This window comes from Streptomyces sp. NPDC014995, assembly GCF_043080745.1.
In the GTDB taxonomy this organism is placed as follows: Bacteria; Actinomycetota; Actinomycetes; order Streptomycetales; family Streptomycetaceae; genus Streptomyces.
This window is the reverse complement of sequence record NZ_JBIBVX010000016.1, coordinates 200,375-215,806: the sequence shown is the minus strand read 5'-3', so window position 1 is coordinate 215,806 and position 15,432 is coordinate 200,375. Positions and strand designations below refer to the sequence as shown.

Here is a 15,432-nt window from a genome sequence, read left to right as displayed (position 1 = left end):
GTAGCTGCGGTCGTGATAGACGAGGATGTCCGACTTGCCGTCCTCGGAGACCGTGAACTGGTTGTGCCCGGGGCCGTACTGGCTGGTGACGGCGTAGCTGGCGAAGACCGGGCCTGTGCTCTTGGCTCACAACGACGCGCTCAGCAGGTCGGCCGAGGCGGACGCGGTCCGCATGCCCATGCAGTAGTTGGCGTCGGTGGCACTGGCCGAGAAGGTCATGAAGACCTTGCCGCCCCGTTGGATCACGGCCGGGCCCTCATCGACCGTCTCGCCTCCGGCGGTCTCCCACGCGGCGGTCGGCCGGCTGATCATGACCCGGTGTGCCACCTCCGGCAGCAGTAGCCCGTGGGACCTGAAAAGGTGTCGCAGTCGGTCTGGCGTTCCACCGGAGCAGGCGCGCCCCGGCTGCCGAAGCCCCGCTCGACGAAGTTCACGTCGGCCGGCCGCCCACCCGGTGGCGACCGCGCCACCAAAAGGGCGGCGTCAGGATCGGCGGCCGGACGGCCGAGCCGGCCCTGGTCTTCACCACGCTGCCCGGCGACGGCACCGCCTACCGACCTTCACCAACACCGGCGATGGCTACTACAAGATCAGGGGTGTGGGCGGCGGCAAGCTGCTGGAGGTCGCAGTACAGACCGTGGAGATGCCCGCGCCTCCACGGTCTGCCGTGCGCGCTCGAAGTCCCGGTCCCGGTGTAGGAGGGGCAGTCCCCGCAGCTTGGTCCACTGTCGGTGGGACTGCCCTCTTCCGGCCGGACGTCTGCCTGTTACGGGAGCGTGGTCCACTTCTGGTGGTTCTGGCCGTTGCAGGTCCACAGGATGACCGGGGTCCCGTTGGTGGTGCCGGCCCCGTTGACGTCGAGGCACAGCCCGGCATGGACGTTGCGGATCGACCCGTCGGAACCGACGGTCCACTTCTGGTTGTTCTGGCCGTTGCAGGGCCAGATGACGACCGGCGTGCCGTTGGTGGTGCCCTGGCCGGAGGCGTCCAGGCACTTGTCGCCGAAGACGCGGATCTCGCCTCCGGCCCACGTGGTCCACAGCTGGTTGGCGGCCGTGTGGCAGTCCCAGATCAGTGTCTTGGTCCCGGCCGCCGTGGCGGCACCGTCCACGTCCAGGCAACGGCCGGATCCGGTACCGCGCAGGCGTGCGGTGGTGGAGGCCAGCGGGCTGCCGCCGGTCACCTTGAACACGGCGACACCGTGCGCGGGGACGCCGGCCGAGATCTGCCCGGAGGTGCTGGACGTGCCGCCGGTCCACAGGTCGGTGAGGGTGAACGACCCGCCGGACAGGCCCACTTGCGCGGCCGTGGTGGTGACGGTCGCGGTGTTGCTGCCGCGGTTGAACAGGCCGACCGCGACGGAGCCGTCGGACAGGGGCTTGGCGAACACCTCGGTGTTGCCGTCGTCGCGTACCCTGCGTCCGCCCGCGCCCAGCGGGTCCTGGTTGACCGCGAGCAGGCGCGGGTTGCGCAGGATGGCGCTCACGTCGGCGGACATGGTGCGGATGTCGTTGCCGGCCATGAGCGGGGCACTCATGAGTGCCCACAGGGCGAAGTGGGAGCGGGACTCGGTCAGGGACAGGCCGGGGCGGCCGACGACCAGCATGTCGGGGTCGTTCCAGTGTCCGGGACCCGACTGCGCTGCGAGCGGGGCGGTGACGTCGAGGACGTTGCCGACGCCCATCGGGTAGCTGTTGGTGTTGCCGTTCTGCCAGATGTCGAGCAGATCCTCGGTCGTCCGCCACAGGTCGGCGACCTCGCCCCAGTTGTACTTGTCGCCGGTGGGGGAGTGGAAGCTGTTGGGGTTGATGCTGTAGACGATCGGACGGCCGGTGGCGCGCAGGGCGTCACGCATGATGGTGAACTGTGCGATCTGCTCGCTGAGGGTGCCGCTGCCGGAGCACCAGTCGTACTTGAGGTAGTCCACGCCCCAGGAGGCGAACGTGGTGGCGTCCTGGGCCTCGTGGCCCTTGCTGCCCGTGGAGCCGGGGTAGGTGCCCACGCCCTGGGCGCACGTTTTCTCGTTGGGGGCCTGGTAGATGCCGAACTTCAGGCCCTTGCTGTGGATGTAGTCACCGAGCGCCTTCATGCCGCTGGGGAACTTGGTCGGGTTGGCCCGCAGGTTGCCGGCCGCGTCACGCTGCGGGTCGAACCAGCAGTCGTCGACCACCACATACCGGTATCCGGCGTCCCGCATACCCGAGGACACCATCGCGTCGGCGGCCTCGCGGAACTGCGCCTCGGTGATCCCGCACCCGAAGCTGTTCCAGCTGTTCCACCCCAGCGGAGGGGTGAGCGCGGGACTGCCCGGCGCGGCCTCGGCGCTCGTGCCGACGGAGGCGGTGACGGTGGCGGTGAGCGTCAGTGCGGTGGCGGTGAGGAGACGCAGCAGTCGTCTGTGTAGGGGAACCATGGGAGGTCCTTCCTGGGAGGCGAAGCGGAAGCTGCTTTGCCTCCCGCAAGGGGCAAGGTCACGAGCTTGTGATCATGTGCGCGCAGGTCAGCGCTGAAGGGTGAGCAGGCCCGGCCGGTACGGCAGTCGCTGGTAGGGGGTTTCTCTTGGGACGTTGGGGTCGTAGCCCTGGTAGAGGAACTGCAGGTTGCAGGGGTCGATGGTCATGGTCTGGTCGGGGTTGGTGCGGACCAGGTCGCCGTGGCTGATGTCGTTGGTCCAGGTGGCACCGCTGTTGGCCTTGCCCGCGAAGGGGGGGCTGCTCTCGCTGCCGGCCTGGAGGGTCCACGGACCGTTCAGGCTGGAGGCGGTGAACGAGCGGAAGTAGCGGCCGCCCGCGCCCTTCGCCTCAACGATCATGAGGTACTGGTTCTGGCCCTGGACCCTGTAGACCTCCGGCGCCTCGAACAGCTTGTCCTCCGTGTCGCTCATGACCGTCGTGTATGACGAGCCGAAGCTGCTCGGGAAGTTCCCGATCGGCATGGTCGACTTGAAGATGCTGCCCTTGTCATTGGCGAAGAACAGGTACATGTTCTGGTCGTCGGCGATCATGGTCGGGTCGATCGGGCCTCCTGTGGGGAGGCTGCCGGTGAACAGCTGCTGCGGCGCGGACCAGCCGTTGGGGTTGGTGGGGTCGCTGGACGTGCGGTAGGTGAAGGGCCAGGCGGTGCCCCACCCATTGGAGACCAGCACCCATATCTTCTTGGGCGCGAAGTAGAAGAGTTTGGGCGCCACCGCGGCCCCGCTGATCCCGGTCTGGCCGGCCGAGGCCATGTCCGACCAGTTCGTGAAGGGCCGGAACGTCATCGCGCCCCACGACGACCCGTCAGAGGTGGTCGCGTAGACCAGGTGCTGGCCGTTGTACGTCACGGTGGTGAAGTCCTTGAGCGCCACCCAGCCGTTCGCCGGCTGCGCCAGCGGACCGGTCGACGTCCACCGGTATGTCGACGGAAGAGAGCACGAGTTGGGCGTCCCGGACAGGCCGGTCCACTTCTGGTTGCTGCCGCCGGTGCAGTTCCAGAGCTGCACCGCCGTGCCGTTGGCCGTAGCGCCGCCGCTGACGTCCAGACACAGCCCGGACTCCACGGCGACGATCGTGCCGTCGGCGTTCACCCGCCACTGCTGGTTCGTACCGCCGTTGCAGGACCAGATCACCGGCCGGGTACCGGCCGTGGTCGCGTGGCCCGGGACATCCAGGCACTTGTTGCCGTACACGGTCAGCTGGTTGCCGTCCGTCAGCGTCCACTGCTGGTTGGTCCCGCCGTGGCAGTCCCAGATCTGCAGGTTCGTGCCGTCGGTCTGGGCGGCACCCGGTACATCGAGACACCGGTTGGAACCGACACCGCGCACGGCGCCGGTGGTGGCCGCCTGAGCCGGATTGGCGACGAGCGTCGCCGCCGACGCGACCAGGGCCGCGAGCACCACGGACAGATGTCTGCGGCTGAAACGTAGTCTGCGCAATGCGGGCCTCATTCGTTGAGTGAGCGTTTCCGGTTCGGCCCCGTCAGAGGCTGTCCGGACTGTCGATGTGCTGCGCCTCGGCCTCTTTTGTTCTCGATATCGAACGAAGGTCGAAAGGTCGAGCGCGGTGGAGGGTGGAGACCGGCCAGGATGTGCTTCCGGGACGGGCCTCAGTTCCGCACGATGCGCCACCGGTTGTCGGCGGTGCCGTCGTCCGAGTCCTGGACTGCGAACGCGCCGACAGCGGTGGAGTTGTTCGCGATGGCGAGCAGCTTGCCGCTGTTCTCGTTGCGGATCTTGTAGGTTCCGTCTCCCTGGTCGAGCAGCGTCCATCGGTGGTCGGCGGTGCCGTTGTCCGACCACTGCAGGACGGTCGCGTCGTCTGCCGTCGACATGCCCTGGACGCCGAGCACCTTGCCGCTGTGGGCGTTGCGGAAGCGGAATCCGCTTCCATCGCTGATCATGTACCAGTCGTGGTCGGCGGTGCCGTTGTCGGACCACTGCAGAGCGCGGCCACCGTCGGCCGTGGACATGTTCTGGATGCCCAGGAGGAGACCGCTGCCCGCGTTGACGAGACGGACGCTGCCGCCGGCGTTCCAGTAGACGGTGTAGTTGTGGCCGTGCGCGTCGTGGAACGGGCCCAGGTTGACGGTGGCGCCGCCCGCGGTGGCGGTGAAGGCGAGTGAACTGCTGCTGGTCCGTGTGATCGAGGTCGTGTTCAGTGTCGGTAGGGAACTGAGCGCGGTGTCACCGTAGTTTCCGGACAGGACCACCGGGCCGTAGGTGATTGCGGCGACGTTCGGGTTGTCGTTGGCCGCTCGCATGATGACCCGCATGGGCAGGCGGACGGTGACCGTGTCGCCGGAGGTCCAGGAGCGGGTCAGGGTGGCGTAGCTGCCGGGGGTGGTGGTGATGTTCTGCCGCGTGCCGTTGACGCTGATCGTGGCCTCGGCGGTCCAGCTCGGGATGCGGATGCGCATCGCCCACGTGCCGCTGACGTTGCCGGTGACCTGCAGGGTCGTGGTGTCGCTGACGGGGTACGTCGTGGTCTGGGTGACCGTGATTCCGCGCTCCGACCAGTTGAGCACCGAGGGCACGAACAGGTTCACGATCAGCGTGTTGTCACTGCGGAAGTAGATGGAGTCCATCAGCCTGGTGTGCATCTCCAGGCCTGTGCCCTGGCAGCACCAGAAGGTGCCGTAGTCGGTGCTCCAGGTGCCGCCGCCCCACGCCGGGCCCACACCGCGGCGGCCGCCCGGATTGAGCGGGGTGAAGTAGGTGACGTGGCCGTGGTTGTCGGCCGGGTTCTGCTGGCCGATCATCTGGTTGAGCCACGCCCGCTCGTAGTAGTCGAACAGCGCGACCCGGTTCGGGTCCAGCGCGAACAGCTCCCGGGTGAGGCTGAGCATGTTGAAGGTGTTGCAGCTTTCGCACGTGTCCTTGTTCAGGTAGCCGGCGATGGCGTTCGGGGCGCGGAAGTGCTCCGCCTGGCTGTTGCCGCCGATGGCGTAGGTGTGCGCGTTGACGGTGAAGTTCCAGGCGTTGGTGGCGATGTCCCGGTAGCGGGTCGTGCCGGTGGCCTTGTACTCCCGGGCGGCCCCGATCCACTTGGGCACCTGGGTGTTGGCGTGCAGTCCGCTGAGCTGGTCCTGGCCGGACGCCAGGGGGTCGAACACCGCGGCGTGGTCGAACCGCCGGGCGACGGTGAGCCACCGCGCGTCGCCTGTCTGCTGGTAGAGGTCGGTCAGCACGGTGTTCATGCCGCCGAACTCGGTCTGCAGCATGGCCTGCATCTGCTGGCTGCTCAGCCTGCCGGTGCGCCAGTCGACCCATCCGGCCAGGGCGAGCAGCACGTCCCGGGCCTGTGTGCTGCCGATGTGGCGCCACACGTCCAGCAGGCCGGCGAGGGTCTTGTGGATGGTGTAGTACGGCACATTGCCGTTGCTCAGGGTCCGCTGTTCGAGAGCGGTGAAGTCGGACTCGGGGTAGCCCGAGAGGTACCCGGCGTTGAAACCGGCGGCGCTGTTGTTGGCCTGGCACTTGGCCAACTCCGCCACCATGTAGGTGGCCTTGTCCCGGCAGGTGGTGTCGCCGGTCACGGCGTACAGATGTGCCCAGGCCGTGAGGAAGTGCCCTTGGACGTGGGTGCGGAAGGGGAAGTTCGGTGCGTCCCAGCCGCCGGTGGCGGCGGCGCCGTTGGTGGAGAGCCGGTGGTTGGCGCGGAAGTTGTACAGCAGCCGGTTGACATCGACGAACCGCAGGTAGTTCTGCGTTCGGTTCTGGTTGTCCAGCCACCGGCTTGCGGTGAGCCGGACCTGCCCGAGTTCGAAGGGGTGCGCCAAGGCCCCTATGTCGGCCCTTGCGGGAGGAACGGCCGCCCGCGCGGGAGATGCGCCCGTGAAGGATCCCGTGGCAGATGCGGCGACCGTGGCCCCGGCTACTTGCAGCAGGCGCCGTCTGCTGACGATGGAAGACATCTTGCACCTTTCGATGACGAGGAAGCGATTGGTTGGTCGTTGACACCCGGCGAGACTTCCGCCTCCACCCCTCGGAGTCCCTAGCCGGTGACGCGATGGAAGGTCCATCGCTGGTGGGAACTGCCGACGTCGCGGTACTGGATCAGCGCGACACGTCGAGCACCTTGCCGCTGCGGACACAGGCGATCGTGTGGTAGCCGTTCCCCGTGGACTGGAAGGAAGGCCCACCGCTGGTTCGACGCGCCGGTGTCGAGCCACTGGATGACGGCGGCGCCGTCCGCGTTCGACGCACGATAGACGTCGGCGACCTTGCCGCTGCGCACGCTGACGCACGTGTAGACCCTGGTGGGCGCGATGGTGTACCGCACCGAGTCGACGTCGACGTCGACGTAGCCGGTGCCGTTCGGGTTGCAGGTGTAGGGGCCGACCCGGTCACCGCGGAATCCGCCCCAGGCGAGCTGGTAGGTGCCGCCGAACGAGGAAAAGACGTTTCCGTCGAGGCGGTAGGAGAACCGGCTGACTCCGTTGACGTCGCAGGTGGTTCGCATCCACACGGCGTTCTGCGTGATCGCCGACCGTAGGTCAGAGTGCCGCCGGCGTTGTGCGCGATCGTGGTGGTGGTCCCGGAGCGCCGGAAGCCCAACCCGGCGTAGGTGGCGGCGTAGTGGCACAGCCCGGCGTGCTGGCCGCCGGCGAGGCCGGCCAGTTCGAGGCGGACGGTCACCGTCGCGCCGCCCGCCGTGCGCAGCACCCGCTGGGTGAGGGTGTTCCCCACCTTGGCCAGGTTGTCGGCCACCAGCGGGGCGAACGCCTTCAAGCGCAGGTAGCCGGGGCGTCCGGTCAACGACCAGTGGGCCGCGCGCGGCTGGTAGTTCCACTCCCACTGCGACCCCAGGCGGGTGTCGGTGAACAGGTCGCTGGTCACCACGGGGAGACAGCGCGTCGACCGGCATACCGGGCGTGCCGCCGGCGGGCACCCGGCCGGTCCACACCATGGTGCCGATGCCGTCCGCGCCCACCTCGCCCAGGATCGGCCGGCCGTCCACCCAGGTCACCGGCAGCAGGGAGAGCACGCGCCCCTCCCAGCGTCCGGTGCCGTGGTGGGTGATCCAGTACCAGGCGCCGTCCGGAGCCTGCACCAGCCCGCCCTGGTTGGGATCGCGGTCCACCGAGGGGGAGACGTGCTGCAACTGCCGGGTCTCGAACAGGCCGTAGAGGCTGGAGCCTCGGTTCATCATGACCACCCGGCCCTCGGACTTCACCTCGCTGAACAGGTGGTAGTAGGCACCGCTGATCTTGTACAGCGAGCGCCCGAACGTGCTGGTGATGCCGTAGTAGTCGGAGCCGAGCCGGATGCAGTCCCAGTCGCGAAAGCCGCCCGGGAGGATGGGATTGACGTAGGTGCCGTCGCCCTGGTCGCCCCACGTGCCGGTCGGAGGTACGGCCGCCGCCGCCCTGCTCGGGGGCAGCAGGCCCGGCAGCACGAGCGCCCCGGCGCCGACCGCGGCGAGCTGGCCGAGCTGTCGTCTGGTGATGGCCAAGAACCGTCCTTTGTCAGAAGTCATCGCGTGGACGGGCGGTTTTCCCACGCGAAACACCGCCTGGACCTCGAGGGCGTCGAAGTCCGGTGTCCAGGCGGTGGGGTTGGGGAAGGGCTCGCGACTGGAAAGCGTGGTTCGGGGCATGGGGGGTGGGTTCCTTCGAGAGGCGGGACCGCTCTCGCACCGCGAATGGCCGATATTCCGAACGTAGGTCGAATTGCCGGACGGGGTCGGCGCCGAACGTAGAGGGTGTCCCGTACGGAAGTCAACGTGTGTGACGGTGCCGCTTCTTCGATATCCGGGCGACGTGAAATGCACCGAACGGTACTCGTCGGAAACATTGACGGAACCACGGCCCAAACCTATCTTCTGCTCGAAGTTCCGCACGCTGGTCGTTATTTCGAACAATTGCATCCCTCGTCACGGCGATCGGCCCAGCGGACTGGCCGAGCCCGGAGGAAGAGTTGAACAGAACCGTAAGAAAGCTGCTCGCCCTGCTGGGCCCGCTGCTGCTGGTCCTGATGGGCGGCGCCGTCTTTGAGGGCACCGCCTCCGCCGCCGCCCCGCCGGCCGGGCAGGCCACGCGGTACACGATGACCGCGTTCACCAACAGCAGTGAGTCGAACCTGTATGTGTACGACTCGCCGGACGCCACCGGATTCACCCTGCAGAAAGGCCCCGCCTACACCCCGCCGTCCGGGCTGATCCGGGACCCCAGCATCTTCAAGCACACCGACGGCTACTACTACCTCACTTACACCACAAACTGGACGGGGAACACGATCGGTTTCGCCCGGAGCACCGACCGGGTGAACTGGACGTTCCTGTACAACTACACGGTCCCGATCAGCGGGCTGACCCGCACCTGGGCACCTGAGTGGTTCATCGACACCGACGGCAGCGTCAACGTCATCGTGTCCCTGACGGCGGCGAGCACCGCCACCCACTTCACCGCCTACAAGATCACGGCGACCAACGCAGCGCTGACCACCTGGTCCGCACCCACCCAGCTGTCCGGTATCGGCCCGAACTACATCGACACCTTCATCGTCAAGGTCGGCTCCACCTACCACGCGTTCACCAAGAACGAGACGACGAAGTACATCGAGTACGCCACCGCCTCCAGCCTCACCGGCCCCTACACCCTGCGTAAGACGGGCGACTGGGCCGGCTTCGGCGACTGGGTCGAGGGTCCGGCCCTGGTCCAGCTCGACAACGGCGGCTGGCGCATCTACTACGACGGCTACCGCGCCGGGAAGTACTGGTACAGCGACAGCTACGACAACTTCGCCACCTGGTCCGCGCCCACCGAGGTGCCCAGGCTGTCCGGCTTCATCCGCCACGCCACCGTGCTGAAGGAGACAGTCCCCGGCGGTGTCACCCTGCCCACCAACGCCACCAGGTCGCTGCGGTCGGTCAACTACCCCGACCGGTACGCCGTGGTGCGCTCCGACAGCCTCGGCTACATCGACCCGGTGAGCACCTCCAGCAGCACCGCCGTCAAGCAGAGCGCCACCTTCACCGTCGTACCCGGCCTCGCCGACGCCAACTGCTACTCCTTCCGCGACTCCTCCGGCCGCTATCTCCGCCACTGGGACTTCCGGGTCCGCTTCGACAGCAGCAATGGCACCGACACCTTCAAGAAGGACGCCACCTACTGCGCCCGCCCGGGCAGCGCCTCCGGCTCCGTCCGCCTGGAGTCGTACAACTACCCGGGCCGCTACATCCGCCACTACAACTACGCCCTTCGCGTGGACCCTTACCAGAACACCGACACGTTCCGCGCCGACAGCTCCTTCACGGTGGTCAGCCCCTGGGCCTGACCTGTCCGGGACGTTCTCCCGGGATCTGAGCCCGGAGAGGGCTCAGATCCCGAGCTCGGGGTTCATCCGGTGGTCAGAGTGGTCCACTTCTGGTTGGAGCCGCCGTTGCAGTCCCACAGCACGAGCTGTGTGCCGTCGGTCGTGGAGGAGCCCGGAACATCGAGGCAGCGGCCGGAGGCGGGGTTGCGGTAACCGCCGTTGTAGGGCTGCCAGACCTGGTTGGCACCACTGTGGCAGGCCCAGAGCTGCACCTTGGTGCCGTTGGCGGTGGCCCCGCCGGCGGCGTCGAGGCACTTGCCCAGGGAACGCAGGGTGCCGTCGGTGTAGGCGGACCAGTACTGGTTGGCACCGTCGCCGCAGCTCCACGTCTGGACGGCGGTCCCGTCGGCGCTGTTCGCGCCGTTGACGTCCATGCACTTGCCGGCGATGCCGGAGTGCACGCGGGCGGGGGCGGGGGCGGGGTTCTTCAGCCACCCGGCGCTGTCCGCGGACTGGACACCACGGTGGAAGGCGTCGGCCATCTTCTGGTAGCCCGAGTCGTTGGGATGCAGGGGGTCGGCCAGGTCGGCCGTGGTCAGACTGCTCATGTCGACGAACGCGACGTGTTTGCCCGCGGCCTGCGCGTCGCTGACGATGTCCCGGACGGCCTGGTTGTACGTGCCCCGCCACCGCTCCTCCGAGGGGCTGGTGGACACGACCAGGGAGGCGACGAGGACGGTGGCGTCGGGGACGTCGGCGGTGATCCGGTTGACCAGCGACCTCAGCCGGGCGATGGCGCTGTCGACCTCGGAGGCTCCTTGGAGGTCGTTGGTACCGATGTGCAGCGTCACCACGTTGGGCCGGTAGCGGGTCAGCGAGGCGTCGGCGAGCGCGGCGATCTGGTCGATGCGGTACCCGGAGTGGCCTTCGTTGTCCGGATCGGACATCGAACCGTTCCGCACCGTGCCCACGAAGTCCAGCGGATGGCCGTCCGCCGCGAGCCGGTTCCACAACGGCCCCCGGTAGCCGTTGCCCGTACTGCTTCCCACGCCCCAGGTTATCGAGTCGCCCAACGGCATGACCCGCAAAGGCGTGTCGGAGGCGGCGGAGGCAGGGGCCACACCTGTCGCCGTCACCCCGAGCGCGACAGCGACAAGCGTGATCAGGGACTGAGCCCAAGGCTTTCTCATGCAGCGTCCTCTTCTGCGAGTGAGTGCTCAATCAGCGGGGATGATCGCCGTTCGTGTCAGCAGCTCGGCCGCAACGCCTTCCCTTCGGCGTCGGCGGCCGCCTGACCTACTGGCGGAACGGTCGGGTGGGGGAGCGCATACCGAGCGGGTCGGCCCGAACCCGCCGCACAAGCGCACCCGTATAGATACCACGATCCCGGCTGGAACATCCCATGAATGCAGAGAAATTAGTGATCGGTGCACGGGGCGAGTGTCACAGGGTTGGCGCCAAGAATCGCCCTGTCGTGGCCTGTTCACCTGCCGCTCCCATGCCGGTGTCGATGCGTGAACATCCCATGTATGGGCTGCTGGCTGGAGTCCGTTGATCGCACCCAACCTGTGCCTCAACATCCCTGTGACGGCTTGTGGTTAACGCCTTAATCACTCAACCTACGCAGCGACGGCCGCCGGATGAGGTAGTAATACCGCTCGACCAGCGTGCCGACCGGGGTCCTCGCGACCTCGCGGGTACCGGGCGCGACTGCGTCACATGAACAAGAGGGGAAGCGGTGGAGGCGACGATTTCAACGGTGCGGCAAAGCACCATACCTCCGGTCGTTGCGGCGCGGTGGGCGCTGTGGACGTTCGTCATCGTCAACTTGGTGATCGTCGAGGTCTTGTTCCTCGACGCAGGGACCGGCCAGAACGGAGTGCTCACGGTCGCCAAGTTCTTCGGCCTGCACGCCGCCGTGCTGATGCTGTTCCAACTGCTGCTGGTGGCCCGGCTGCCGTGGCTCGACCGCCGTATCGGCATGGACCGGTTGACGGTGTGGCACAGGTGGGTCGGCTTCACCCTGCTGTGGACCATCCTCACCCACGCCGTGCTGGTGGTGCTGGGCTTCGCGAGGCTCGATGACGCGTCGATGACCAAGACGTTCTTCGCGCTGGCCGGAGTGCCGGCCTCCCTGCTCGGGATGCTGGCCGCGGCGATCGTCGTCGCGGTCGCCGCGGTCTCCGCCCGGTATGTGAGACAGCGGCTGCGGTACGAGACCTGGCACGGACTGCACCTGCTGCTGTACCTGGCGTTGGGGCTGGCGTTCGTCCACCAACTGCAGGAGACCACGACCTTCAGCTCTTCCGCGTTCGCGAAGACCTATTGGTGGGCCCTGTGGCTGTTCGCGTTCGGTGCCCTGCTCACGGGCCGGATCATCATGCCTGTGTGGCGCAACGCCTATCACCGGTTCCGGGTCGCGGAGGTGGTGGCGGAGTCGGACGACGTGGTGTCGGTGCGCGTCACCGGCCGCCATCTCGACAGGCTGCCGGCCCGGGCCGGCCAGTTCTGCATCTGGCGGTTCCCCGGGCACGACCACTGGTGGCTGGCGAATCCGTTCTCGCTGTCGGCGGCACCCGACGGCCGTACGCTGCGTCTGACCGCCAAGGCGGTCGGCAGCACCAGCGCCGGCCTGCGACATGTCCCGGTCGGGAGCCGCGCGTTCGTCGAAGGGCCGTACGGGGCGTTCACCTCCATCCATCGAACGCGGCCCGGCGCACTGCTGATCGCCGGAGGAGTGGGGATCACCCCGGTTCGAGCCCTGCTGGAGGAGGAACCGGCCGGCGACATCGTCGTGCTCTACCGGGTGCGCAGCGAGAAGGACGCCGTGCTGATCGACGAGGTACGGGACCTGGTCGCGGACTGCGGTGGGCAGCTGCACCTGCTCACCGGCCGCACGGGGGAGGGGGGCACGTCGTTCGAGCCGGACGGTCTGCGTGCCCTGGTTCCCGACATAGCCGAACGCGACGTGTACGTCTGCGGGCCGCCCTCGATGACCTCGGCCGTGCTCGGCGCCCTGCGCGGCCTGAAGGTTCCCCACCGGCAAGTGCACGCCGAGCGGTTCGGCCTGGCCTGAGTCCCGACCGCGGCAGTATCCGGTGGCACCCGGCGACCACGGCCGACGGCCGTGGTCGCCGGTCCGGGACCACGACACTTCACGGATCATCAGCCTTCTAGCGCGCCCCGCGGCAGGCCGGGGGGCACACGCCGTGATCGATCCGAATAGCCTTCTTCTGAGTACGCCTTGGCCGTGAGTGGGGGGAGGCGGTGTACGGCCTCACTCAAACCGGGGGTGTCCGCAGCGGCAGATGATGCGACAAGGAGACGACAATGAGCGTTCTTGACGGGATCCTCGCGGGAGTTCGCGAGGACTTGGAGGAGCGTAAGCGGGTGACGCCGTTGGCAGAGCTGCGTTCCCGGACGGCGGATACGGCACCCGCGATCGACCCGCTGCCCGCGTTCCGCGCGCCGGGGGTGTCCATCATCGCCGAGGTGAAGCGGAAGAGCCCCAGCAAGGGCGCATTGGCCGACATCCCCGACCCCGCATCCCTCGCGGCCCAGTACGCGGCCGGCGGCGCCGCCGCGATCAGCGTGCTCACCGAGGGCAGGCGTTTCGGGGGCTCCCTCGCCGATCTGGACACCGTGCGTGCCCAGGTCGACGTGCCCGTCCTGCGCAAGGACTTCATCGTCGACCCCTATCAGCTGTGGGAGGCTCGCGCGCACGGCGCCGATCTCGCGCTTCTCATGGTCGTGTCGCTGGACGACGGTCAGCTCGCCGACCTGATGGGGCTGTGCAAGGAGCTGGGTCTCACGCCGCTCGTGGAGGCGCACACGGCCGACGAAGTGCGGCGCGCCGCCGCCGCGGGAGCCGAGCTCCTCGGCATCAACGCGCGGGACCTGACCACGCTGGACGTGGATCGCAAGGTGTTCGCCGACCTCGTGACAGGCATCCCCGAAGGCACAGTCAGGGTCGCGGAATCGGGAGTGGCGGGCCCGGAAGACGTCGCGGAGTACCGCGGTTGGGGAGCCGACGTCGTACTCGTCGGCGAGGCACTGGTCCGCTCGGGGGATCCGCGCGGCGCCGTTCGACAGTTCATCGAGGCCGCCGGGGTGTAACGGCGTACGGCTCGGTCAGCGGCATGTCTGGAAACGCCCGCCCAGGCTTCGGCGGCCCCGCCGCGGTGACTTCACGCCCCGCGGCGGGGCCTCGTGCCCTCGCTCACACGGAGTCGACGTCGGTGGTGGCGAGCCGGGCGTAGACGTCGGGTCGGTGGCGGCGGATCCGCACGGCAAGCGCCGCGCCGGTTGCGAAGACGAGCGGAGTGAGCGCGACCAGCGTCCAGTTGACCGCGGGTGAGGCGCCGGTGAAGAGACTGAGGCGGGTGCAGACCAGCCCGGTGATCACGGCAAGGAGCAGCGCGGCGGCCACCGGTGCGGCGACCGTGCGCAGACGTCCCGCCGAGTCGGCGCCGGGGTTGCGGCGGAAGAACACGGCCACGGCGCATGCCGCGAGTGTCTGCAGCGCCAGGATGCCGACGACACCGGGGGTGTTCACCCACAGCAGGAACTGGTTGTACGGGTGTGCCCCGATCGCGGCGAACACGGCGGTGACCCCGGCCGCCAGCACGGTCTGCGCGATGCCGGAGACCCAGGGCGAGCCGTGCCGGGGGTGGACGCGGCCCAGGCGGGCGGGGGCGGCGCCCTCGGCGGACAGCGCGTAGCCGTAGCGGGTGATGGCGTTGTGGAAGGCGAGCAGGGAGGCCAGGAGGCTGCTGACGATCAGGACGCGCTGGAGGTCGGTGGCCCAGCCGCCCACGTAGCGGGTCATGGCGGTGAAGAACATCTCGGCGGGGTTCTGTGCCGCTGCCCCGACGGCCTGGTCGTCGCCGAAGGCCTGGACGATGACCCACACGACGAACGTGTGGAAGAGGCCGAGGAAGCCGACGGCCAGGTAAGTGGCGCGGGGGACGGTGCGGTTGGGGTCGCGGGCCTCCTCGAGAGGATCGCGAGCGGGGCGATACCGGCCATGACGGTGAGCGGCGCGGCGGCCGCCACGACGAAGAAGACGATGTCGGCGACGCCGAGCGAGGCCCGCTGGAGGCGACCGGTCGGCTCCGACCCGGCGGCCACCGCGGGCTGCTGGGGAGCGGTGGAGGTGTGGGGCTCGGTCATGGAGGTCTCCGCGTGAGGCGTGAGGTCGACGGGGGAGGGGACTGTCCCTGGCACGCGGGCCCGGCCGTGACGACGCCGAGAGGCTACAGCCCTCCGGCCGGCACGGGGACGGCGATGATCCGAATCGCCCAAGGGACACGGACGCCACCGCACCGCGGCCTGACCTACCGCAGCGTCGTCCATGACGTCGGCGAAGGCGACACCCCCGCCACCGGGCGGAGCGCCGAGCGTATCCGGCACGACGTGGTGGTCATCCGCCACACACGACGTGCCCGCGGTAGGCCGACGTCAACGGTGACGCCCCAGGGCTGGGGCGCGGGGTCGGCCGCACCGCGCGAAACGGTTCAGCCGTGGATCCACGCTTCTACTGCCTCGGCCACGTGCGTGAACGACACAATGCCCCCCATGCAGGTAAGAGAGGAATGGCGATCGTCCGGCTCCTGCGCCGCCGCGTCCAGCATCTCCTGGAGGAGCGCGCGCAGCTGAGGGACCGTCACGGTCGCATTGCCGAGCGACCGCTTCAGCGA

9 protein-coding genes and 4 pseudogenes are annotated in these 15,432 nt (G+C 68.5%); 5 read left to right on the top strand and 8 right to left on the bottom strand.

The window, feature by feature from the left end:
- Positions 1-315 (bottom strand): annotated as a pseudogene (locus tag ACF1A1_RS30140) (family 43 glycosylhydrolase); the annotation flags it as partial.
- A 161-nt stretch (positions 316-476) separates the two neighbouring features.
- Between ACF1A1_RS30140 and ACF1A1_RS30135 the strand changes: the two are divergent.
- Positions 477-628, top strand: a pseudogene (locus tag ACF1A1_RS30135) (RICIN domain-containing protein); the annotation flags it as partial.
- Between the two features lie 138 nt (positions 629-766).
- Here ACF1A1_RS30135 and ACF1A1_RS30130 read toward each other — a convergent pair.
- From ACF1A1_RS30130 to ACF1A1_RS30110, 5 genes and pseudogenes are all read right to left on the bottom strand, one after another.
- On the bottom strand, positions 767-2,413 hold the full coding sequence (locus tag ACF1A1_RS30130; RefSeq protein WP_392004160.1) for a glycoside hydrolase family 27 protein: 1,647 nt from the start codon (positions 2,411-2,413) through the stop codon (positions 767-769).
- 87 nt (positions 2,414-2,500) lie between these two features.
- Positions 2,501-3,913 (bottom strand): non-reducing end alpha-L-arabinofuranosidase family hydrolase, encoded by a 1,413-nt coding sequence (locus ACF1A1_RS30125; protein ID WP_392004159.1) that lies wholly within the window; start codon positions 3,911-3,913, stop codon positions 2,501-2,503.
- A gap of 170 nt (positions 3,914-4,083) precedes the next feature.
- The gene (locus ACF1A1_RS30120) at positions 4,084-6,390 is read right to left on the bottom strand and encodes a beta-L-arabinofuranosidase domain-containing protein (protein WP_392004158.1); all 2,307 of its coding nucleotides are present in this window, start codon (positions 6,388-6,390) and stop codon (positions 4,084-4,086) included.
- Between the two features lie 80 nt (positions 6,391-6,470).
- A complete protein-coding gene (locus ACF1A1_RS30115) occupies positions 6,471-6,938 on the bottom strand; it encodes an RICIN domain-containing protein (protein WP_392004167.1) in 468 nt (155 codons plus the stop codon).
- A gap of 128 nt (positions 6,939-7,066) precedes the next feature.
- Positions 7,067-7,315 (bottom strand): annotated as a pseudogene (locus ACF1A1_RS30110) (hypothetical protein); the annotation flags it as partial.
- A gap of 1,080 nt (positions 7,316-8,395) precedes the next feature.
- On the opposite strand from ACF1A1_RS30110, the gene ACF1A1_RS30105 reads away from it, so the two are divergent.
- Positions 8,396-9,754: a glycoside hydrolase family 43 protein gene (locus ACF1A1_RS30105; protein ID WP_392004157.1), complete on the top strand. Its 1,359-nt coding sequence runs from the start codon at positions 8,396-8,398 to the stop codon at positions 9,752-9,754.
- 62 nt (positions 9,755-9,816) lie between these two features.
- Here the strand turns inward: ACF1A1_RS30105 and ACF1A1_RS30100 are convergent, their stop codons facing one another.
- Positions 9,817-10,923 carry a ricin-type beta-trefoil lectin domain protein gene (locus ACF1A1_RS30100; protein ID WP_392004156.1) on the bottom strand — a complete coding sequence of 369 codons (1,107 nt, stop codon included), beginning with the start codon at positions 10,921-10,923 and terminating at the stop codon, positions 9,817-9,819.
- A gap of 560 nt (positions 10,924-11,483) precedes the next feature.
- Between ACF1A1_RS30100 and ACF1A1_RS30095 the strand changes: the two genes are divergently transcribed.
- Both ACF1A1_RS30095 and trpC read left to right on the top strand, forming a co-directional pair.
- A complete protein-coding gene (locus ACF1A1_RS30095; RefSeq protein WP_392004166.1) occupies positions 11,484-12,809 on the top strand; it encodes a ferric reductase-like transmembrane domain-containing protein in 1,326 nt (441 codons plus the stop codon).
- Between the two features lie 254 nt (positions 12,810-13,063).
- Positions 13,064-13,849, top strand: a complete 786-nt coding sequence (gene trpC, locus ACF1A1_RS30090) for an indole-3-glycerol phosphate synthase TrpC (protein ID WP_392004155.1) — start codon at positions 13,064-13,066, stop codon at positions 13,847-13,849.
- Between the two features lie 103 nt (positions 13,850-13,952).
- On the opposite strand, the pseudogene ACF1A1_RS30085 reads toward trpC, so the two are convergent.
- Positions 13,953-14,717: pseudogene (locus ACF1A1_RS30085) on the bottom strand (APC family permease); the annotation flags it as partial.
- A gap of 42 nt (positions 14,718-14,759) precedes the next feature.
- Here ACF1A1_RS30085 and ACF1A1_RS30080 point away from each other — a divergent pair.
- Entirely contained in the window at positions 14,760-14,921 is a 162-nt protein-coding gene (locus ACF1A1_RS30080; RefSeq protein ID WP_392004168.1) for a hypothetical protein, read from the top strand.
- The last annotated feature ends 511 nt before the right edge of the window (positions 14,922-15,432 follow it).